The organism is Staphylococcus sp. SB1-57 (assembly GCF_017086425.1).
Classification (GTDB): Bacteria; Bacillota; Bacilli; order Staphylococcales; family Staphylococcaceae; genus Staphylococcus; species Staphylococcus warneri_A.
In genome coordinates this window covers 1,602,463-1,624,880 of the sequence record NZ_CP070964.1, presented here as the reverse complement: position 1 = coordinate 1,624,880, position 22,418 = coordinate 1,602,463, and the positions used below count along the sequence as shown (strand labels likewise).

The 22,418-nt window shown below is 34.1% G+C and carries 22 protein-coding genes; all 22 read left to right on the top strand.

Annotation, left to right across the window (positions count from 1 at the left end; translation table 11 throughout):
* Positions 1-5: 5 nt before the first annotated feature.
* The 22 genes from JX000_RS07975 to JX000_RS07875 all read left to right on the top strand — a co-directional run bounded on the left by JX000_RS07975 (position 6) and on the right by JX000_RS07875 (position 22,137).
* Positions 6-293, top strand: a complete 288-nt coding sequence (locus JX000_RS07975; RefSeq protein WP_002452336.1) for a hypothetical protein — start codon at positions 6-8, stop codon at positions 291-293.
* Complete coding sequence (locus JX000_RS07970) at positions 277-627, top strand: phage head-tail adapter protein (protein WP_206140598.1); 351 nt, start codon at positions 277-279, stop codon at positions 625-627. Before JX000_RS07975 ends, JX000_RS07970 begins: the two co-directional genes overlap by 17 nt.
* Positions 624-1,019 carry a hypothetical protein gene (locus tag JX000_RS07965; protein ID WP_206140597.1) on the top strand — a complete coding sequence of 132 codons (396 nt, stop codon included), beginning with the start codon at positions 624-626 and terminating at the stop codon, positions 1,017-1,019. Before JX000_RS07970 ends, JX000_RS07965 begins: the two co-directional genes overlap by 4 nt.
* Entirely contained in the window at positions 1,020-1,424 is a 405-nt protein-coding gene (locus JX000_RS07960) for a hypothetical protein (protein ID WP_002452339.1), read from the top strand.
* Positions 1,425-1,488: 64 nt separating this feature from the next.
* Complete coding sequence (locus JX000_RS07955; protein ID WP_002452340.1) at positions 1,489-2,181, top strand: major tail protein; 693 nt, start codon at positions 1,489-1,491, stop codon at positions 2,179-2,181.
* Positions 2,182-2,280: 99 nt separating this feature from the next.
* A complete protein-coding gene (gene gpG, locus JX000_RS07950) occupies positions 2,281-2,598 on the top strand; it encodes a phage tail assembly chaperone G (protein ID WP_029056527.1) in 318 nt (105 codons plus the stop codon).
* Positions 2,595-2,834, top strand: coding sequence for a UPF0158 family protein (locus tag JX000_RS07945; RefSeq protein ID WP_201454198.1), 240 nt, complete (start codon positions 2,595-2,597; stop codon positions 2,832-2,834). The genes gpG and JX000_RS07945 overlap by 4 nt, the downstream gene beginning before the upstream one ends.
* 40 nt (positions 2,835-2,874) lie before the next feature.
* A complete protein-coding gene (locus JX000_RS07940; protein ID WP_206140596.1) occupies positions 2,875-8,712 on the top strand; it encodes a peptidoglycan DD-metalloendopeptidase family protein in 5,838 nt (1,945 codons plus the stop codon).
* A gap of 3 nt (positions 8,713-8,715) precedes the next feature.
* Positions 8,716-10,206 (top strand): phage distal tail protein, encoded by a 1,491-nt coding sequence (locus tag JX000_RS07935; RefSeq protein WP_206140595.1) that lies wholly within the window; start codon positions 8,716-8,718, stop codon positions 10,204-10,206.
* 12 nt (positions 10,207-10,218) lie between these two features.
* Complete coding sequence (locus JX000_RS07930; protein WP_206140594.1) at positions 10,219-14,139, top strand: phage tail spike protein; 3,921 nt, start codon at positions 10,219-10,221, stop codon at positions 14,137-14,139.
* Entirely contained in the window at positions 14,129-14,275 is a 147-nt protein-coding gene (locus tag JX000_RS07925) for a hypothetical protein (RefSeq protein ID WP_049423787.1), read from the top strand. Before JX000_RS07930 ends, JX000_RS07925 begins: the two co-directional genes overlap by 11 nt.
* 43 nt (positions 14,276-14,318) lie before the next feature.
* Positions 14,319-14,609, top strand: a complete 291-nt coding sequence (locus tag JX000_RS07920; protein ID WP_206140593.1) for a hypothetical protein — start codon at positions 14,319-14,321, stop codon at positions 14,607-14,609.
* A 63-nt stretch (positions 14,610-14,672) separates the two neighbouring features.
* Complete coding sequence (locus tag JX000_RS07915) at positions 14,673-14,996, top strand: hypothetical protein (RefSeq protein WP_124227884.1); 324 nt, start codon at positions 14,673-14,675, stop codon at positions 14,994-14,996.
* A 9-nt stretch (positions 14,997-15,005) separates the two neighbouring features.
* The gene (locus JX000_RS07910; protein ID WP_206140592.1) at positions 15,006-15,452 is read left to right on the top strand and encodes a hypothetical protein; all 447 of its coding nucleotides are present in this window, start codon (positions 15,006-15,008) and stop codon (positions 15,450-15,452) included.
* 41 nt (positions 15,453-15,493) lie between these two features.
* Complete coding sequence (locus tag JX000_RS07905; protein WP_206140591.1) at positions 15,494-15,991, top strand: hypothetical protein; 498 nt, start codon at positions 15,494-15,496, stop codon at positions 15,989-15,991.
* A complete protein-coding gene (locus tag JX000_RS07900; protein ID WP_206140590.1) occupies positions 15,991-16,527 on the top strand; it encodes a hypothetical protein in 537 nt (178 codons plus the stop codon). The genes JX000_RS07905 and JX000_RS07900 overlap by 1 nt, the downstream gene beginning before the upstream one ends.
* Positions 16,528-16,711: 184 nt before the next feature.
* On the top strand, positions 16,712-17,146 hold the full coding sequence (locus tag JX000_RS07895) for a phage holin (protein ID WP_206140589.1): 435 nt from the start codon (positions 16,712-16,714) through the stop codon (positions 17,144-17,146).
* Positions 17,146-18,582 carry an SH3 domain-containing protein gene (locus JX000_RS07890; RefSeq protein ID WP_206140588.1) on the top strand — a complete coding sequence of 479 codons (1,437 nt, stop codon included), beginning with the start codon at positions 17,146-17,148 and terminating at the stop codon, positions 18,580-18,582. Before JX000_RS07895 ends, JX000_RS07890 begins: the two co-directional genes overlap by 1 nt.
* A 979-nt stretch (positions 18,583-19,561) precedes the next feature.
* A complete protein-coding gene (locus JX000_RS07885) occupies positions 19,562-19,672 on the top strand; it encodes a hypothetical protein (protein ID WP_100066988.1) in 111 nt (36 codons plus the stop codon).
* Position 19,673: 1 nt separating this feature from the next.
* Entirely contained in the window at positions 19,674-19,859 is a 186-nt protein-coding gene (locus JX000_RS12145) for a helix-turn-helix transcriptional regulator (RefSeq protein WP_223266643.1), read from the top strand.
* Positions 19,860-19,894: 35 nt separating this feature from the next.
* Positions 19,895-21,613, top strand: a complete 1,719-nt coding sequence (locus JX000_RS07880; protein ID WP_206140587.1) for an HsdM family class I SAM-dependent methyltransferase — start codon at positions 19,895-19,897, stop codon at positions 21,611-21,613.
* On the top strand, positions 21,592-22,137 hold the full coding sequence (locus tag JX000_RS07875) for a restriction endonuclease subunit S (RefSeq protein ID WP_206140586.1): 546 nt from the start codon (positions 21,592-21,594) through the stop codon (positions 22,135-22,137). Before JX000_RS07880 ends, JX000_RS07875 begins: the two co-directional genes overlap by 22 nt.
* Positions 22,138-22,418: the final 281 nt, after the last annotated feature.

Sequence of the window (22,418 nt, the reverse complement as noted above, 5' to 3'; positions counted from 1 at the left end):
TTTAAATGATTACTGATACGCATGTGGAAGAATTCAAAAATCGTAATAGAATTTTTTATGATATCGAAGATGATCGTATTAAAAATGATTTAGGGATGTCTTATGAAGATATCAAAGCAAAATGTGGGGACTTCGATATGGAACAATCCTCATTAGGTCGTGAATTAGTTTATGAACGTACAAGATATGTATTCAACGATAAACTAGAGGAATTCCATAATAATTTTTTATCTAGTATTGTTCAATTCCAAATCATGAACATGGAGGTGTCAGATGATGGCACTACAACGTAATGAATTTGTGACTGGTGGCGACATGAGAACGCCAGTTGCATTTTATAAAGCAACACCGACAGACGACTTCTTTCCTGGTGAAACCGTGGAAGAGGTCGTTTTTAAGTGTTTTGCTAATGTTTATCAACCATCACAGAAAGATTTGGATATGACGAACAATCAAGCTAGTTTAACTATGGTTACGTATCACCCTATTAATATAGAAATTACTGATGACATGTATTTAGAAATTCAACTACCTCAATATAGGAATAAAAAATACAATATTCAACAAGTCTTTGATGATACAGATAACCATAGGAACATTAAGATTATTGGGAAGATTTCAGAATGAGCGTAGACGTTAAAGGTGTTCACCAAATGCTTAGGCAAATTGGCGAAAAGTACGGAGAAGACCAAATGCTTAAAGCTCAAGATAAAGCATTGAACAAAGGCGCTAAATACTTTGTAAGTGTGTTGAAAGCGAATTTTGAAGTGTTCCGTGATACAGGTGAAAGTATTCATGAAGTTTCAGTTACTGACCCTTATTATGTTCACGGGAAAACAAGAATGGTTAAAGTTCACTGGCACGGTTCAATGAATCGGTATGCGATTATACATTTAAACGAATGGGGAACAATTAAAAACCCAAACCCAAGAGGTAAAGGTGCAATTGCCAGAACAATGTTTATGACTGAACGACCATTCAGAGAAATTATAAAGCAATCATTGGAAGGAGACTTGTAAATGTTTGATATGTTGAAAACTTTAAAAAAATATCTATTGAACAACGCAACAATTGCTCAACATTGTACAGGTCGAATTCGAGCTTACACATATGATGAGACGGCAGATAGGTCAAATCATTATATATTGATTGACCCTCTTGTCTCCCCACAACCTGAAACCTACGCAAGTGATATTAATTTAACAACCGAATATCTATACCAAATTGATGTTCGTGGTCCTAATTATGATGTGGTTAAACTTCTACAAGAAGAGATCCGTCAAACCTTATGGTCAATAGGATTTAAACAAGTGGATGGAACTGATGAATATGACACAGATTTAAAACTGTATATGGATGCACGACGCTACCGTGGAAATCCTTATACGATAGATGGTTTAAGACATATAGATAAAAATATTTAATTGATTAGCCTTTCGTGAGAAACGAAGGGCTATTTTAATGCAAAAATTTAAGGAGGATATTTAAATGGGTAGATATAATGCCGCTACAGGTTTAGGAAAAATGTACTATGCAGTATTACAAGAAGAAAGTGATGGGACAGTTAAAACATCAGGTATTAAAGAAGTAGATTATGTTCAAGAACTTTCTATTGAATTTGGTGAAGAATTAGAAAAAGCTTATGGTTCTAACAAGGTTGCTGAGATTGCAAAATCAGCAGGTGAAACACAATTATCTTTAACTTTCCATAAACTGCCAATTGATGTTCAAAAAGACTTATTAGGATTAATTGAACATGAAACAAATAAAACAGTTTATGGCTTTGGTAAATCAACTGGTATTACTTATACAGCCGTAGCTATCCCACGTACAATGGAAGATGGGTCTCAAGAGTGGTTTGGATTATCAAAAGGTGTATTCACACGACCAAACAAAGAAGGACAAACTAAAGAAGATGGTGTTGAATTCGGTTCAGATGAAATCGAAGGTCAATTCATGGAACGTAAAGTTGATGGATTCGATGAAGAGTTAGCAGTGGTTATGGCTTACGATGACCAAGGCAAAACTGAAGGTCGTGACACGATTTTCAATTCAATCTTCGGTAAAACGTTTGATACAGTTCAAACAACAGCTGAACCTTTAAGTACATCAACATCTTCTGATGACACTACTGCAACTGAACCAACTTCAGATGCAGGCGCGACTGAACCAACAGCATAATTGATTTATAGACGACTTCGGTCGTCTATTTTTGTATACAAAAATAAAAACTAATTATTCGGTCTAACAGAAAACCCGATGAAAAGGAGAATATAAATTATGGCAGTTAAGAAATTTATTGAATTATACGATGAAAATGGAGAAGTAAAAAAATATCATGCACCTGCTTTTATTAAAGGTAGTGTTGCACGTAAAGGTTTCAATTTAGGTAAAGAATTCCAAAAACTAGAACAAGACGGTGGCGAATTTGACGATAACTTACTAGATAAATTATATAGCTTTATTGCAAATGACTTATATGATGGTCAATTCACCGCAGAAGAGTTTGAAGATGGTATTGATGCACGTGAAGTTATCACGGTTGCAATGGAACAATTAGGCGGTATCTTAGGTGACGAGGGAAAGACAACGAAATAGATGACTCTCGTTTAAAGCCCGAAGATTTCACTTATGAAAAACAATCAGAATATCTTGATACGCTTTATAAAGAGTTGATGGAAAATGGTTGGAAAATGCCTGAGATTGACAACACAGATATTTATCAGTTACTTCGCATTATGAATAATAAGAAGAAATCTAAAACGAAGAAAGTTGGTAAGAACGAGAGCCTAATTGGAGCTATAACAGGTAAAGACCCTAGAGCTTCAAGCTAGGCTCTCTTTTTTTATTTCTAAAGAAAGGAGAGTGAGTTGAATGGCAGATGAAATTAAAGGTTTTACGATTGATTTAGGCCTAGATACATCAGATATTGATCGCGGTATGGCCAATTTAAAGCGTAAGTTACAAACTACTGATGCAGAAATGAAAAAGAATCTTTCAAGTTTCGATAAAGCTGAAAAATCAGTAGAAAAATACGAAACTGAAATTGAAGGACTTAACAAAACACTTACTCAACAAGGTAGAGCGAGTGAACAAGCACAGAAGAAGTTAGATCAGTTAAGACGTGCACAAGAAACCATGTCAGATAAGCTTGAAGAATCGGCACGTAACGCTCAAAAAGCTAAAAAGAATTATGAATCACTAACCAATTCTTATGACAAATTAAATAATGAATTGAAAGAATATACTAACACAGTAAATAAAGCTCAAAACACTGAAAAACAGCACAGTAACACTCTTAGAGCATTAAAAGCTCAATTGGCTAATGCTAAAAGCTCTGTCGACAGTTTGCAATCTGAATTCAATGAATTAAGTAAATCTGGTAAAGCAAGTAAACAAGAGCTAACGGCATTAGGTAATCAGTTAACTAAAGCTAAAACACAATATGCGAGCCTTTCAAAATCAGTAGATAGTGCTAAACGTGATTTAAATGAGTCTAAAATAGCAACGGCTAACGCCAAGAATGAATTACAAAATTTTAGTAAAGCGAATCAACAAGCGATGGCAAGTGCAAAAACTGCAATGGATACGGCTAAGAAAGAAGCAAACGCAGCAGAACAATCTTACGCCAGTTTAAATCGTGAAGTTGGTCAACTACCCGCGAAATTAGACAGAGCTGAAAAAGAAGTTTATCAACAAGCAATGGCTTACAATGTTCTACAAAATAGAATAGATGAAACAACATCTGAACTGAAAGAATTCCAAAGAGAACAAACGAAGTTCTTTGGCATGGGACCTGCATTAACAGCTATGGCTCAACGTTGGGAAGAAGTCAACGCTAAAATAAATAAGATAGGTAATAGCTTTAGAAACGTTGGTTTTGTTGTTAGAGGTATATCGTTCGGGGGTTTAGTATCTAACATATCTACCATCATACCAGTTGCTGGAAGTGCCGTAAGTGCTTTATCTGGTATTGGTGGCGCTGCAACTGCTGCTGCAGGTGGTGCAATTGGACTTGGTGGTGCTTATGGTGTAGCGCTAGGTGCAGTAACTGCATTTAGTGGCCAAGCTACAACTGCGTTGAAAATGCTTGAAAATGGTGAATTGAGAGCAACTGCAGAAGTAAGAAATTATCAATCAGTTTTAAGTAGTTTGCAAAATCAATGGAAAGGTTTAGTGCAAGCTAATCAAGCAAATATCTTTAATATAATGGCTAATGGTATTAATATCGCTAAGATTGCGTTGACAAGACTTACACCTTTCATTTCAAAAACCACAAGTCAAATAGCGCAAGCATCTGCTAGAATGCGTGATTGGGTTAACTCATCTAATAATGCAAACAATGCATTCAAACTCATTAATAATATAGGTCCGCCGATATTCCAAAACTTATTAAATGCAGCAATGAAAGTGGGAGACGGTATTACCCACATGTTTACACAGTTTGGACCATTATTTACATGGACAGGTAAAGGTATTGAAAGTCTAGCTAATAAATTTAATGCTTGGGCAAATAGCACAAGTACAGATAAAGGTATAGCTCAATTCATTCAATACACTAAAACGAACTTGCCAATTGTTGGTCAAATATTTGGTAATGTGTTTAGTGGTATTATCAGTCTGTTTAGTGCATTTAGTGGTCATTCACATAACGTACTAGTAGGCATGCAAGGTGTGACACAATCGTTTAAAGATTGGGCGGCGAACTTAAAGAACACAGAAGGCTTTAAAAACTTCTTGAAATACTTAGAGACGAACGGACCTATTGTATGGCAATTACTTAAGAATATTGGATCCATTATTGTAGGGTTAATTAAGGGAATGGCACCAGTTGGCGCAGTAATGTTAAGAATAACTACTGCATTGACAGGGTTTATCGCTAAAGGTGCTACGGCTAACAATACAATGGGACTAATGACAGGTGTCTTAACAGCCGTCGGTGGTGCATTAGCTGCAATTCTACCAATGTGGGGAGTATATAAAACAGTAGTTGGTGGTGCCTCATTAGTAACAGGTGCATATAATGCTATAGTAAATGTAACTAAAACTTCGATGGCTATTTGGACAGGTGTTACACGAGCTCTTGCATTAGCACAAATATTAAATGCTAGGAACACTTCATTAGCAACCATAATGACAGGTAAATATTCTATTGCTACAAAAATGGCAGCTATAGCAACACGCGGATTAGGTTTAGCCATTAGGTTTATGACTGGCCCAATTGGTATAGTTATTACTGCTATTAGTGCTTTAGTTGCAGGTATTATATATCTATGGAAAAATAATGAAACTTTCCGTAATTTTGTTATCTCTGCTTGGAATGCCATAAAAAATACTGCGATATCTGTGTTTGGATTCCTTAAACCTTACATCATCGGTATTTGGAACGGAATTAAAACGGCATCAATGATTATATGGGGATTAATGAAAACATCAGCCACATTAGCATGGAATGCTATTAAAATGGCCGTACTACATCCAATTCAATCATTAAAACTAGTTATCACTGCAGTATGGAATGCGATTAAAATAGGTGCAGTGCTTGCATGGACAGGCATCAAGACTGCGGTTATGTTAATAATTCAAGGTTGGCTTACTGCCGTTAAAATTTATTTCGGTATGTGGAAGACAGTCATCACTGCAGTGTGGAATGGTATTAAGTATGTATCAATTGTGATTTGGAATGCCATTAAAAATGGTGTAATGGCGATTATTAGAGTTTGGTTCACTATGATGAAAGCGTCCTTTGCCATGTGGAAAGCCGTAATTACTGCGGTATGGAATACAATTAAAACTGTTTCAATAGCAATATGGAACTCTATTAAGAACAGTGTATTAGCTATTATTCGAGCTTTCATTGCAGGAGCAAAAGCCATAATTGGCGGTTTAAAGGCATTTGTTACAAGCGCTTGGAATGTCATTAAAAGTGTCTCAATTCGAATATGGAATACTATAAAAAACAGTGTGATTGGAGCAATTCGAGCACTTTCAAATGGTGTTCGTAAAATCATTGGCACTTTAAGAAGTTGGATTATAGCAGCGTGGAATTACATTAAGAATAAAGTCGTTGCATTGGCAAAAGCTTTAGGTGCAGGAGTAAAAAGAGCTTTCATAAGTTTATCAGGTATAGTTAAAAAGATATTTACTGGTATTCGAAACTTTACAGTCAAAGTATGGACTTATATTAAGAATAAGGTTATTGCTTTAGCTAAAGGCCTTTATAATGGTGTGAAACGTGCGTTTACAGGTACATGGAACTTTGTAAAACGTGTATTTAATAATATTAAAAACTTTTCAGTTAAAGTTTGGAATTATATTAAAAACAAAGTGATTAGTTTTGCTAAAAGTTTATATAACGGTGTCAAACGTAACTTTACATCAACTTGGAATATCACTAAATCAATCTTTGGTAAACTACGTGGTTGGCTTACTAAGACTTGGAAAAATATCAAAAATTCTGTGGTGAATTACGCTAAAAATCTTTGGAGTGGCGTAAAAAATACATGGAACCGCTTAAAAAGTGGTACAAGTAGCACATTCAGTAGAGTAAAAAGTGATACGATTTCTAAATGGAAAGGTATAAAAAACTCTGTTACTGGTCTTGCAAAAAGTTTATGGAGCAGTGTTAGAAATACATTTAGAAATATGGCTAGTGGATTAAAAACATTGATTGGTAGAATCAAAGGTCATATCGGTGGTATGGTCAGTGGAGTTAAAAGCGGATTAAACAAATTAATCAAAGGTGTTAACTGGGTAGCCGGTAAATTGAGTATGGATAAATTACCTTATATCAAGTTACACACTGGTACGACTTCAACCCATACACAAAATGTTGTAACTAACGGGAAAATAAACAGAGATACTCTTGCTACTGTTGGAGACAAAGGACGTGGAAATGGTCCAGGTGGTTTCCGTCATGAAATGATTCGTTATCCTAATGGAAAAACTGCAATCACACCTAATCGAGATACTACAGCTTATTTACCTAAAGGTAGTTCAGTATTAAATGGTAAACAGACACACTCTATATTAAAAAATAATCCTCAATTCTCAACTGGAACATTACCACGTTTTGCAAATGGCACAGGTTTCAACTTGCTTGGTGGAGGCAAGAAGCCTAAAAAGCACAAGCACGGAGAAAATGTAGTTGGTGATGTTATAGGGAATGCTAAAAAAACTGCAGGTAACGTTGGTAAACAAGCCAGTGCTATCACAGGTAAGGTTGTTAAAAGTGGAAAAGCTATTGTAGATAAAACACTAGAAACTGCAGGTAAAGGTAAAGACTGGCTTAAAAAATCTGTTGGTGATGTGTTGGACTACATAGAACATCCAGGGAAATTACTTAATAAAGTCCTTCAAGGTTTTGGTATTAGTAAGGATAGTTTCGGTATAAGTAAGGCCGCCGAACTACCATATAATATGATGACTGGTATGTTTAAAAAACTTAAAGAAGCCGCTACTAAAAAAATTGGAGAATGGTTAGAAGATAGTGGTGGGGGCGACGGTGGTTACATTGACTTATCCAAAGGTATCAACTTTGGATTTGCAAGAACTGCTGCTGAAGCCGCAAAAGCTGGATATCCATTCCCTCGACCGCATCACGGTTTAGATATTAACTATAAACATGACAAAGTCTACTCAACGATGTCAGGTACAGCTAAAACCTTTAGAGGTTGGAGTGGTGGTTTTGGAAACCACGTAGAAATAACGAACGGTAGTTTAAAATCTATTTATGGACATCTACATAAACTAGCGTTTAATGGAACTAAAAAAGTGCGACCAGGTACCTATTTGGGTATTTCTGGTGGTAATCCTGGCGAAGATGGAGCAGGTGCAGGTAGTTCCACTGGACTTCATTTACACTATGAAATGCAACGAAACGGTGTAGCATTTGACCCTACAAGTTGGTTGAAAAAACATAATGGTGGAGGCGGTGGAGGTCAAAATAAGGCTGCTTCCAAATGGAGAGGTGATATTCGACGTGCCGCTAAACGCATGAAAGTAAACCTTTCAGGAAGAGAATTGAATGGTATCATCGCTCAAATTCAACGTGAGTCAAATGGTAATGCAGGGGTTACACAAGGTAACATCGGAGATATAAACAACTTGCGTGGTACGCCTGCACAAGGGTTACTTCAGTATGTGCCTAGTACATTCAGAAGTTATGCAGTAAGAGGTCATAAAAATATCAAAAATGGTTATGATCAATTATTAGCATTCTTCAATAACTCAAATTGGCGTCGAGATTTACCTTACGGACGTTCTGGTTGGGGACCATCAGGTCATCGAAGATTTGCAACAGGCGGATTAATCAAATCTGCAGGTTGGTATAACATTGCAGAAGGTGGATACCCTGAATGGGTAATACCAACAGACCCTAATCGACGTACAGACGCTATGAAATTACTAGCACTTGCTGCTAAAGACATTCAAGGTTCTAAGTCAAAAGGTAATAAACGTCCTAGTGCATTCAGTAGTAAGAATGTACCAACTAATAACAACGATACTGAATTGTTGCTTAAAATGATAGAGGGACAACAACAACAAATTTCACTATTGATGCAACTTGCACGTAGCAATCAAGACATTGCAGACAAAGATTTTGAACCTGTCATTGATCAGTTTGCGAACGAACAACAAATTTTTAAAGGTATTGATAAATACGAAAGACAGAAATCAAGAAAAGCAAAATTTAAACCAGTGGGAGGTTAGATAATGCTTGATACAATAAAAGTAAATGATAAAACACTTCCATGGTTGATTGTTGAAAGAGGGTTTGAAATACCCTCTTTTAATTTTGCTATTGAAAGTGAAGAAATAGCTGGGAGACCAGGAAGCATTGTAAAAAGTAGAAATTTAAAAGAATATCGTTTTGAATTACCTCTTATCATACGTAACGATTATTTATCACATGGCGGTATGAAAAAGTTAGACGATGTATTAAATGAAGTCGTACGATTTTTCAATTATGATGAACCAGTTAAGTTACAGTTCATATCTCAAGATTGGTATTGGAATGCATATATAGAAGGACCCATCGAATTAGACAAAGACCGTATCGGTTTTTGGTCATTCAAGGTTAACGTTGTATTAGCAGACCCTTACAAATACGCCGTTGAAGGCACCAAAAACACTGCCATTTCAGACCAAGTCAGTGCAGTTAGTACAGGAACCGCAGATAGTCCAGTAATTATTCAAGCAACAGCATTACAAAATGCAAGTTATTATATGATTACTAAGAACGATGAAGATTACTTCATGATTGGCGACGATGACTTGGATAAACCAGTTGAAGATTACACTCCAATTCTTTGGAATAATGAAATGCGTGCTTTTACAGGTTGGGGAAAACAATCAGGAACCACTATCAATGATAATTACACAGGCGGTACCAATGGTGGTAGTTTTGAAATGAGTTCATCAAACGATGCATTTAAATTAAAACAAGATAGTATCACATCGACAACAGGTTGGAATGGCGCAGAATATAAGCATAGCTTTGGTAAGTCTGCACAAGATTTTGTTTCCACTTGTAAAATTCATGTGAATCAAAAGAATAAAGGTTCTACACATTTTGCTCAATACTTATACGATACAGATAATCGCTTAATTGCAAGTATCGGCTACCGAAATGCTAGAGCAAGCCAAGCGATTGGTAGTATTGTAATTACATTATTTGACCAGTTAGGTCAACAGAAAAAGATATACGAATATACGAACTCTCCTATGTTTTATAAATGGGATGACATCGTCATATACATGCGATTAGAACGTGTAGGTACAACCTTTAAAATCAAAACATGGAAATATAAAGAACTCGATTATCCTAAACGTGTGATTCCAGTCGATGTAAACGAAAAACAATGGGAAGATAGTGGGAAGTTTTACCAACGACCTATCGCAGCAGTAAGTATTTATATCGCAAAGAATGGTAATTATAATCACATGCCTACGTACGTTTTAGGTAGTTACACTCATGAGAAGTTACCTAAACCACCTAAAGCACGTGACATGATAATTAAAAAAGGTGATGTGATTAACATTAATACACAAGATAAAACTGTGACGATTAATGAAGATCCGTCACTTGATTTAAAAACGTTTGGTAGTGATTTCTTTAATATCAATAGTGGTTATAACGAATGTATCATCTATCCAGAAAAAACTTTTGATACTACCGTTTATTGGCAAGATAGATATTTATAAGGAGGTGACGAATTGAAACATACAGGCATTCATATTTTAGATTTCAATGACAAAATCATTGATTATATTAGTCGTGATGACGGCGCATTATTAAATGCAGTGATGAGTAACAACGCCGAAGAAAAATCAGAAACATTCGATTTCACAATGTTAAATGATCGTGCTGAACATTTGCGTGAACGTAATCGTATTATTGCACAAGATAATAATGGTGTTTATCGTGAGTTCATTATTTCTCATGTGGTAGATAACTTTGATGGTACAACTGATGTAGAAAGTAATGCATCATATTTAGAAGATATCGATAAATCACGTCCAATTAAACCTGGGAAATATAGTTCGTATAGTACGTCTCAAGCCTTGAATGAGACACTACGTAATACTGGTTGGGAAATGTCAGATGACACAGAACATGGTGGTATGAGAACAACATCATGGACATCTTATTCAACGCCGTATGAAGTGATTAACATGTTATGCACAACATACGGTATGGTGGCAGAATACTATATAGAACTTGGTTCTCATACAGTAGAGCATAGATATGTATCACTTAAGAAACCAGTTAGTCTATTTAAAGGTAAAGAAATTACTAAAGGTAAAGATTTAACAGGAATGACACGTACCGTTGATATGTCAGAAGTACGGACTGCATTATATGCGATTGGTCCTGAAAACGACACTGGACAACGATTAGAAAAAATAGTTACAGATGATGACGCTCAGGCACAGTTTGGATTGCCTGGGCGTTACTTATGGAGTGTGTATGAACCAGAATCAGACGATAGCAATATGACTGATGAGCGTTTAACCACACTTGCTAAAACCGAACTTAACAAACGTAATAAATCGGCAATCAGTTATGAAATAACTTCTACAGATATACACAAACACTATCCAGAAATGGTTGTATCTCTGCACGACACAGTACGTATTAAAGATAGAGATTTCAGACCACCGCTTTATATAGAAGCAGAAGTCATTGGCGTTGATTACAACTTACTCACTGATGAAAGTAACTATAAATTCGGCAACGTAGTTGAATATGAAGAAAACAACTTAAGAGATATATTCAATAAAAAACTTGCCGATATAAGCAAAAAGTTGAATGATAACGTAACGAATATCAATACTATTGTGAATGATGTTGTATCTGGTCAATTAGAATATTATGAACGTAAAATCTTTAAACAAGACACGCCACCAGATAATCCAGTTAACGATATGCTTTGGTATGATACAAGCAATCCTAATGTGGCGGTACTACGTCGCTACTGGAATGGTGAATGGTTAAATGAAACGGTAGATGATGTTGAGAAAATCGGAGGTGTCACGAGAGAGAAAGCGCTACTAAGCGAATTACAAAACACATTTGCTAACCTTTCAATTCAACATAGTAAGATATTGAATGATACAAACGAAGTATTAAACAGTGAATACTTGGTTGATACAGATCTTAAAAACAAACTTCAAACTGAAATTAATAATATTGATGAAATCTATCTAAGTATTCAAAGTGATTTAAACGCTATGACTCCAGATACTGCTACTATTGGTGCTTTAATAGATATTCAAAGTCAATTTAGTTCCTATAGACAAAAGTTACAAGATTTATATAAAGCTATGCGTGACGCTCAAGTTTCGGCAGATAAACGATTACAGTTACTCCAATCCCAATATACTGATGAGAAATTTAATGACGCATTGAATAAAGTGGCTACTAAGTTTGGGTTAACTATTGATGAAAACAACAATATGGTCGGCACACCAGACGTTATAGAGAAAGCCGTTCAAGCTTCACGTGAGGATACAGAAGAACAGTTGAAAAGTTATGTAAAAAGCATAGATTATCAAACTGATAAAAACGGTATTGTTCAACGGCTGGATAGTGCCGATAGTGAAAGATTACAATTAAGCAATCAAATTAGCGATAAAGTGAGTTTAAGTGAGTATCGTAATTTAAAAGTAGGCGGAAGAAACTATTTAGCAAATGACAATGTAGAATTTGGTACTTTCTTTTCATCAACAGGTGATCCGGCAGGTACACCAACAACTAGAGTAAGAAATATAAATTTCATACCTATCACTGCACTTGATAATTACATTATGAAAATCAACAAACCTATAGCTAATAAAACATTACAGGTGTCTATTTATCAGTATGATGCGAATAATGCATTAATTAAAAGTAGTGGTTTTTCAACACTATCAGATACACTGAATTACAACTTTGATACCGGTGTGGAAAAAATTAAAATGTTATTCAGATATTCTGATAACACGGATATGACATTAGATGATATCAGAAATGCAAAAATTAAGTTTGAAAAAGGTACTATTCCGACTGATTATGATATAGCACCGGAAGAAACAGATACCAAACTTACCAATATGAATACTTCTATCAGTCAAAACGGTAAAGATATACAACAACGTGCTACAAAAGAAGAACTCAACTCTAGTAAGAAAACATTATCTAAAGTAATATCGGACTTCACAAACAATGTTGCTACAGGTATGACATTCACATACGACGAAAATGGCGCAATTCAATTAATGAATATTGGTAGTGACGGTATTAAGTTGAAAGGTGATAAAGTTGATATCACAGTTAACAAAGATTTTAATGTAGTCACACAATCCCTTAACAATAAAGTTGGTAAAGATGAAGTTGTCAATAGGCTTAACCTTTCAAATGAGGGATTAGATATTAACGTCAATAAACTAGGTATTGTCGGCGGGGATTCAACAAATAATTTAACGATTAGAAATAACCAAGTTTTATCCCGTGGTAAGTATTCTCGTACTTGGTCAGGTGTTACCGATACACCAAATGCAACCGTTGGGATTCGTAACGGTTATATTATGAGTTCTAATGAAGATACGGGCTATAACTTGTATATGACGGAAAAAGGTTTATCCACAATGATGAGTGGAGGTCTTGGTTCTGAACAAGCCGGTGCATTAGAATTTCATTATGATTTAATGAATGATAAATCACGAGGTGTAAGATTAAGTTCAACCTACGGTGTTGTATTCTTACAATCTGAACAAAGTCGTATTTATACTAGATCACGTTTTACAACAAACATTGAAACATGGGAAGGCTCTATCTATTTAAGACCATGGGCAGGCGGTCGTGTTGGAGCTAACGAATTTTCATTCTATATAAAACAAAACGACACGCCGCAATTTACTGACGGTGTTTTACTATTCGGAGAAATAAGTAACGAAACAAACATACCTGGATACGGTAATGCAGGTTCGGGTATTAGATTTAGAAAAGCGGGTATGCCAACAGAAACATATGGTGATTATGAACCTATTGTATACGCCACTAATAATGCAGGTGATATTGGAAGTGGTAGTTTTTACGGAAATAGACTTTACGGAGATTGGACAACGAAAACAGATAACTTATACGCATGTGTTAACGACAAATTAAGAATCACAGACATCAAAGGGTACAATAGCGGTAATACTAATTATAAGGACTTACAATGCAAAGATATTCAAGCCAATACTATACGTGTAAACACAGGTAATAACTTTTATCTAGGTGTTTCTACTGGTGAATTACGAGTAACTAATAACTTAATGTATAACGGTGGAGATATAGGATATAAACCAGTTGTAGCAAGTGACTTTATAAAGGCTTCAAGAGTTGAGTATAAAAAAGACATTTCACTTTGGAAAACAGATGCTTTAAGAACTATAGCAGAAGATTTAGATTTATATAGTTATAAATATAAAGAGGATGAACAAGAAATAATTCATCATGGTCCAGTAATTGGAGATGATTATAAAACGCCAAATGTTTTTGTAACAGGTGATGGTATAAATACCAACGAGTTATTAACTTATGCTTTAAAAGCAATACAACAATTAAATGAAAAAGTTGAGAAACTGGAGGAACAAATCAATGGAAAATAATAATCAAGGATTACAAGCTAATCCGCAATTTACAATTAATTACCTTACACAGGAAGTGGCAAGACTAACGCAAGAAAATGCAATGTTAAAAGCAATTATACAAGAACAAAATTCAGAAAGTGCCGAAGAAGAGTAATCTTTGGCACTATTTTTATACAAAAAATTAGGAGGAATTTATTATGGCAAACGAAGTAGTAAATAGAAAAGAAAATTATATTTTGGTACAGGTATCACCAGAAGGGAACGAAGCTGTTTTAAATCTAGACTATAGAGGGCAATTTTCTTCTACGCCAATTTCATCACAAGCTTATAAGATTGATGATTTAAATAAAGCACAACAATTAGCAACACGATTAAATAGTTTAAATCAACTTAACTTTGAATTCGGTATCGTTCAAACTTTATTAACAATTAAAGTAGCTAAACAAATTGTAGATGTAACGTTTGTGGATGATACAGAAAGTGTTTAATGACGTTTGTGCCACAATCTTTTATAGGTTGTGGCTTTTAATTATGTATAAGGTGGGAGCAATGTGATAGACCAATTCGACAACGAAAGTTTAAAAGAACCTCAAAATATGAGGATTGTTTTTAAAGATTTAAGTAATAACGTTAAGAAACTTAGAAATGAATGTGACGCGTTAGAGAATAGTTTGAATGATCCCGATGTCGGGATAAGAATGTCTTTGAAAGAAATTAGAAGAGATATCGAAACATTAGATAAAAAAATAAATATCATGACAGAACAACAAAGCGATACACGAAAAACGGTAAAAAATGCATCAATTGGTGGTGTGTTAACAGCTAGTATTGGTGGGATAGTTGCGTTTGTTCTGAAACAGATAGGGTTATATTGAGGTGTTGAAATGAGAAAAACAAGTACGATTGAAAATATAAGTATTATGTATCTTTTATATTTCTATGTAACATTATTCTTTACACCCCGTTTATTTGAGGCAGAACATTCAGACTTGTACAAGGCTCTACAAAGGGTCATGCGATCACAAGACGCTTGGGAATTTACAAGTTTAACCTTAATCATTTTATATGTCATAACACTGTTCATAAAACACTATGTAGCAGAAATGTTTATAAATGGAATTGTAGGTTTGTTTTTCGCTTTAATAGCTATTACTTATGTTTTTACTTACCCTAACATTGGAGCAGGGTTATTTATGTTTGTAAGTTTCTATTGTTTTAGACAAGTTTATAGAGCTAGTAATAGACATGAATACATGCAAGTAAGAAAAGTAAAGCAAAAATTGAGTGATAGTGAAGATTGCGAATATAAACAATATAAAGGTGAAAAGTAAAGTCGACATAATGTCGGCTTTTTATTTTAGGAGTTGAAGTAATGGAAAATGTACTAAATTTAAATGATTCAAACGATGGCAACCGTATTAAACAGGGCGACCTATCACACATGAGGTACATCTTAACTGACGCAAATGAGGACGATTTAAACCTTAACGGTAAACCTGCAAAAGTTTATTTAACTGACTCAACAGGTGTCAAATACATCTACGATACGACAGTTAAGCAATCAGATAATGCCTATGTGTGCGATGTAGTGATCAATCAAATCATACCTGCAGGCACGTATACATTAGAAATATGGGTCGATAATCGCTATGTATTCCCGTCTGATACTAAAACAAAAATACAAGTGACTGAGAGTGTCATTGGTCGTCAGATAGTTAATGTAGAAACACATAACTTATGGGACGAGATTTTAGAATACGGAGTTAAGAATGGCATGATTAAGCAAGACAGTGGTTCCGACTTCGTTATAGGCAATCAACCACCTACTGATAAGAATAAAATTTGGATAGATACGGGAGTGAGTAAGTAATGGCAGATGTAACAAATGGTGTATTAAAGTTTTATGATGAACAAACAGGCACATGGATTGAGGTTCAAGCGAGCCCAATCGCTAAAGAAGTAGTAAGAATCATGAAAGAAGATAATTTAAAGAATAAAGGTAATATCAAATTAATGGCATTAAAGTATGGCCCTAACGAAGAATTTACGCATTATATTGCTTATCAAGACAATATTAACCGAAGTGTTTTATTTAATGCTGAGGGAACGCTCCCATATATTTTAACCGACTTATATACTAAGAAAGGCACTGGAGAACCATTATCCAACAACGAAGTATTAAACAACTTTGACGCCACTTCTTTCTTAGACGCAGTTAAAACGTTTGATGTGATTTACAAAGATACGTCTGGCGTTGATGTACAAGTAAAAAGTAACGCATTGCCTCAAGACTATATGCGTATATTTTACAGAAATCAAAACAGTGATAAGAATTTCACTATTTCATATGTATTCAACGACAACCCAGTTTCAGAAAAACAATATGATTACAAAAGTAACCAATAATGGTTATTTTTTTATTACTTTCAAGGAGGTGTGAAAAAGGAGTGAATAAAAATGGCAGAGAATTGGAAAGGTGTTACTGAATACGGTAAAACTTATGAACCGATAACAATTAAAGTTAAATATAAATAATTCAAAGCTAACCTTTAAGGTTGGCTTTTTATTTTACTCAAAAGGAGATAATTAAATGAAAATAAATTGGACAAACCGACTCAAAAACGGAGCGACACTATCAGCTTTGGTTGGTACATTACTATTATTAGCTAAACAAATAACTGAAATATTTGGCATAGATATTTCACAACAATTAGAAACTGTCAGTGGCATTATAGGCACCATTTTAACGCTTTTAGCCGGTCTAGGCATTATCACTAATCCAAACACAAAAGGCGTCTCAGACGCTGGCATAGACATGGAATTAATCAAGCCAAGAAACGAAGAAACACATCCGGTTCAATTTAAAGATGATACAGAAATGCATGGCATATTAACACCAGAAAATCACGATACTTCCCAACCTTTTTCTGATGATAGTGATGAAATAGAATGGGATGTGGCAGAACATGAAAAAGATGAAACTTTAATGCGTGGTCAATCAAGACTGCATGAGGAGGTAAAATAATGGTTGCGAATCTAACAGAAAAAGAAGCAGTTGAATACATCCATAGTTTAGAAGGAAAAGGTTGGGACTTCGACGGAAGTTGGGGGTGGCAATGTTTCGATGAAGTTAATATGTATTGGTATAAATTATTCGGACATGGTTTAAAAGGCGAAGGTGCTGCAGACATTCCTAACGTTAACAATTTTAAAGGCGAAGCAACCGTTTACCAAAACACGCCTGAATTTAAAGCTAAACCAGGTGACGTAGTCATATTTAACCGAAATTATGGTGGCGGGTATGGTCATGTTGCTATTGTGTTAGATGGTAATCATGACGGTAGCTACAACTCATTTGTCTCATTAGACCAGAATTGGTATGGTGGTGGAAAAGATAAAACAGAAGTAGCACAACGTATAGTTCATAATTATGAGTTCCCAATGTGGTTTATACGTCCTAACTATAAAACAACAACACAAGTACGATCATTGCAATCTGGAACAGTTGAAAAGAAAAAAGCGACGGTTAAGTCACCAACTAGAAAAATGCAGAAGTTAACTTATATCAAAGATGTAGTTCGAGGTTATCAACTGCCTAAGCGTGGTTATCAACCTAAAGCAATTGTTTTACACAATGACGCTGGCAGTGTAGGTGCTACTGCTAAAGCTTATCAAAATGGATTAGTTAACGCGCCACTTTCAAGACTTGAGGCAGGTATTGCGCATAGTTATATAAGTGGTAATACTGTATGGCAAGCATTAGATGAATCACAAATCGGTTGGCATGTAGCTAATCAATACGGTAACAAAAACGCTTATGGTATTGAAATCTGTCAATCTATAGGTGCAGGTGACAAAACATTCTTACAAAACGAACAAGCAGCATTTCAAGAAGTAGCACGTTTACTTAAAAAGTGGGGGCTACCTGCTAACAGAAATACTATAATGCTACATTGTGAATATTTCGCTACAAGTTGTCCTCACCGTTCTGCTAAACTTCATACTGGTTTTGATCCAGTTACTCAAGGTTTATTACCTAAAGACAAACAACTGAAATTAAAAGATTACTTCATCAAACAGATTCGTAGCTATATGAACGGGGATATTCCTGTAGCAACTGTAGTTAAAGGTACAAGTGCATCTAGTAATACTAAATCAACTGTAGCAGGTGCGTGGAAACGTAACAGTTATGGTTCATGGTATATGAGTGAGAAAGCAAGGTTTACAAACGGTAGTCAACCTATCATGGCTAGAACAGTAGGGCCATTCAGAAGTTGCCCACATGCTTATGATTTTCAACCTGGTGGTTATTGTGATTATGATGAAGTGATATTACAAGACGAGCATGTATGGGTTGGTTACGATTGGAAAGGACAACGTTATTATTTACCTATTAGAGAATGGAATGGTGTAGTGCCTCCTAATCAAGGATTAGGTGACTTATGGGGAACGATTAGTTAAAAAAGGTTCCATTAAGTGGAAATAATATGTTATGCTATCTATGGATTTCAATCCAGTTTAGTTACAAGATATTTTATATTCATATTTTTTCTCTATTTAGAGGTAGTCCTAGCGACTACCTCTTTTTTTGTATAAAAAATAGTATTAGGGTTTCATTAATTGGAAATAATATGTTATATTACTCATGGATGAGAATCCAACTTGTTTAGTTATAAGAATTATTTTTCGTAAGAACCTTACTTTTCTTTTTCCTTTCAGGGTAGTCCTAGAGGCTGCCCTATTTTTTATGTAAAAATAGTAATGGGGTTTCATTAAGTGAAAATAATATGTTAAATTATTGTTGTGGGATATTTTCCCACAAAATATAGGCAGTTTCGCCTCATTCTTTGTTATAAACTTTGTAGAAGGCAGTCCTCGTGACTGTCTTTTTTTTAATATGATATATTAATAAACATAAAACCAAAACTTTTTTACATTTAGGGTGTCCATTTTGTGGACACTCTTTTTTTATGTGAGAGTTTTACAATACAAAAAAGAGCGCTATCTTGTACCGAGAAAAGACAAGATAGCGCATTGCAGTTTAAATATCACAGAAAGGAATGATTTTTTAAGTTCACCTTAAAATATAAAGATGAACTACACAAGCATACCAAAATATTTACAAAAAATAAACCGAAAAAAAGAAAAAAATAGTTGAATACTTACTTAATGTGTAGTATAATTGTATTTGTAAGTTAGTTAATGACTTACGAACTTCAAGTGAAGGGAGCTTAAAACCTTGGTTTACTTGATAGAAAAAGCGCTAGAACAACCGATATCATTACTGATACTAGTTCTTCCAGCGCTTATAAAACAACTAAGAATATGGCATCTAAATTATCTAAACATCACTAAAGATAATTAAGACAAGTAATCAACTGGAGCCTTAGGGCTCCTCCCTACACTTGAAGTATATAATAAATTTTGGAGGTTTTCAATTATGACAGGACAAATGTATTTATCATTGTTTATATTAAGCCTACCATTGTTACTATTCATAGGAAGAAAAACGCATTTTTATTATTTATATAAAAAGAATGGACGTAGATAATATGAGTGACTACAAATTAAAAATAATTGAATTGATCGAGAGTGATATAACAGGGTATCAAGTTTTCAAAGATACAGGGTTAAGCCAAACGGTTATGTCGTCCTTAAGAACTGGTAAGCGTGATGTTGATAATTTAAGGTTGGGAACAACCGAAAAGCTATACGAGTACGCATGTAAAGTGTTGTAATATAAATACAAACGTAATATTAAGAGGTAATAATTATGAATGGAAAATCAGAATACGAAATTGTAAAAGAAGTCACATTGAAAATAGGTTTAGAAAATAAAACAGATGGCTCATTAGTCAGATATTCTGTTGACGATGTTCCAGATATAAAAGCTAGAAAACCGGATGGGGTATATGAACATGAAAATGTCATTATAATACTTGATGCTAAAGCAGAAGGTAAAAGTTTCAGTGGACAATTAGAAGACTATTTATTAGCTGAGAGAAAAATAAACCCTATGAAAGATATTATAGGAATAAAATACAATGGCATAGTTACAGAAATATTTGTTAATGATATTAATAATAAAATAGATGATAATTTTATTGGTGATTATAAATATTATAAAAGTTTCTTTCAGAACAAAACAATCGACCAAACAAAAATATACCATTTAACTAGAACAATTAACAACAAACTTAACAATTTAGGTTTAGAATCATTATTGGATAGAATGATATGGACAGCTTCGTTTTTAGTTGTTTTATCAAAAAACGACATAAAACCAACAATATTTGGTTATAAAGGTGAAATCGAACATTATCTAAATAACTTTTTAAAAGAAGATTTAACACAAAATACGAAAATTGGAATATTAGGCGAAGAATTTAGAAATATAAATATAAATGAAGAAACAAAAATATTTAATTCAGTTGTAGAAGATATAAGAAAACTATCCCTTGAACTAAACTCCTCTAAATGGAAAGGTGAAGATGTGATGGGAATATTTTTTAATGAATTCACTAGATACCAAAAAAAGTCTAATAATGGTCAAGTATTTACTCCTGAAATATGGACAAGTTTTATGTATAAATTAATAAATTGTAATTTTCAAGATAAAATTTTAGACGCCGCTTGTGGTTCCGGTGGATTCTTAACAAAATCTATGTCGTTAATGATCAATGAGATGCCTAGTGAAGCAACTCTTATAAAAAGAGAACGATTGTATGGTGTAGAGTGGTCAAGAAAAATCTTCTCAGTTGCATGTGCAAACATGCTTTTACATAAAGATGGTAAATCAAATATTATTCAAGGTGATAGTACAACTGAAGAAGTTTCAGAATTTATTCAAAAGGCAAATGTAGATAAGGTATTAATGAATCCTCCGTTTGAGAAACAAAAAGGTATAGACATTATCTATAATGTAATGAATAGTATGAAACCTAATAAAACATGTGCATTCATTTTACCCGATAGAACTATGTATACTAAAAGGCAAACTACTATAAAGAAGATTTTGAAAAATAACCAGCTAACTCATATAATAAAAATGCCAGATAATGTATGGGCAGGTATGGCGGGCACTAAAACATCAATTTTTATTTTTAAAACAGGAATACCGCATAACGATAACAACATATTGAAATTTTGGATTAAAGATGATGGTTTAGAAACAGTTAAAAATTCCGGCAGGCACGATGTATACGGGACGTGGGAGAAGGTTTTAGAGCCTGCTTGGATAAATATTATTAACTCATTGCCATATAATAACGAGTTGGAAATAAGCGAAAATCTATATAATCAATTAGCTTCTACAATGCAATTTGATAAAATAATGGAATATATTGTCCCTCAACCTGAATTTAAATTAACAGTAGAAGACTTTGATAAGAATATAATAAAAAGGTTAGCTTTTGAAAATAAATCTTTAGAAAACGCAATATCAAATATAAGTAAGGAAGAATTGATAGCATGGATATTAACCAAACAATAGATAAAATAAATAATATTAAAAATCAAAATGTTATAGATATAGATAAATGGAAAAATTTTAAAATTACAGATTTATTTGAGGTATCCGGTACAGAAACAACTCCAAAGGCAGAAATAGTAGATAATAATGGCCCTTATCCATATGTTACTACGAAGGCGACTAATAATGCCATAGATGGATATTCAAGTGTTAAAACAGAAAATGGAAATGTGTTAGTTGTAGACAGTGCTGTTTTAGGATATATGACGTATCAAGAGGATGATTTTTCAGCAAGTGATCATGTTGAAAAATTAGTACCGAAATTTAAATTGAATAAATATATAGGTATTTTTATATGTACAGTTTGGAATAAAGCGTATGCGGATAGCAAATATAACTATCAAAGAAAAGCAAGTCAAAAAGAAATAATTAAGGATACTATAAGATTGCCAGTTAATGAAAATGGAGAACCAGATTTTGAATACATTGAATCCTTTATAATCGATTCGAAATTTGGTGGAATGTTACAAGCTCCATTGCACTAATGCTTACCAACCGATGTGTTTTTCATTATAATAAATAAGTTATCTTGATTGAAGAGGTTAAACCGTATCTTAACTGGTACGGTTATTTTTATGCTATAATACACTTAACGATAACGTCTTATCGATACTATATTCTACTAGCCACGTTCATTTGAGCGTGGCTTTTTATATGTATAATATGTTACAATTTTATACGGAGTTCCCCAACTCCATAATTGCTTACATTCAACAGTTATCTTCTACCACACTCTTAATTGAGTGTGGTTTTTTTATTTAGGGAC